This is a genomic window from Pseudomonas cichorii, assembly GCF_015471405.1.
Lineage (GTDB): Bacteria > Pseudomonadota > Gammaproteobacteria > Pseudomonadales > Pseudomonadaceae > Aquipseudomonas > Aquipseudomonas serbiensis.
The window spans coordinates 1-525 of sequence record NZ_BLVZ01000047.1; the positions used below are offsets into that span (position 1 = coordinate 1).

Below are 525 nucleotides of genomic sequence, written 5' to 3' on the forward strand. Positions count from 1 at the left end.
GATAAATGAATGACCCCATAACCTGATTGGGTGCCCACGCCATCGAAATAGCTGCCCTGAATGACCGTATAAGGCTGGGTGATCACATCCGGTGCCTTGAAGTTGCCCATTGCATCGATGCTGCCATTACCAGTGGCCACGCTCCATTGCACACTGCTGGCCTCATCCTTCTGCCCTGGCAGGGACATATGTAAAGAGGCGGATGGCGCAAGCCCCGGATGAAAGGCGGGTCTGACATCCATGGGCAGTACGCCATTGATCAGCAGCACGGTACCCGGGCACCTGGCCTGAGTGCCGGAATCAATTGCCTCAAGGGTTACCGGTAGAAACTTGCCTGAGGGCAAGGTGGTTGGGGGCGTATAGGTCGCTTGATGGCCGTTGGCCGAAAGCGTTCCTTGCTCGGGGGGCAGGGGAGCCCAGGTCACCGGGTTGCCGCTGAGGGTCGAGACCTTGAACGTGACAGCACGAGGGGAGCGCAGGTCTATGGCATGCAGGGCAGGGGTCATTGCCATGGAGCTGGCGACG

1 protein-coding gene is annotated in these 525 nt (G+C 59.4%); it reads right to left on the reverse strand.

Going from position 1 to position 525, the window contains the following annotated elements; translation table 11 throughout:
- A partial coding sequence (locus JL015_RS27570) for a hypothetical protein (protein ID WP_201020688.1) occupies window positions 1–512 on the reverse strand: 512 nt, incomplete at its 3' end.
- Window positions 513–525 lie beyond the last annotated feature (13 nt).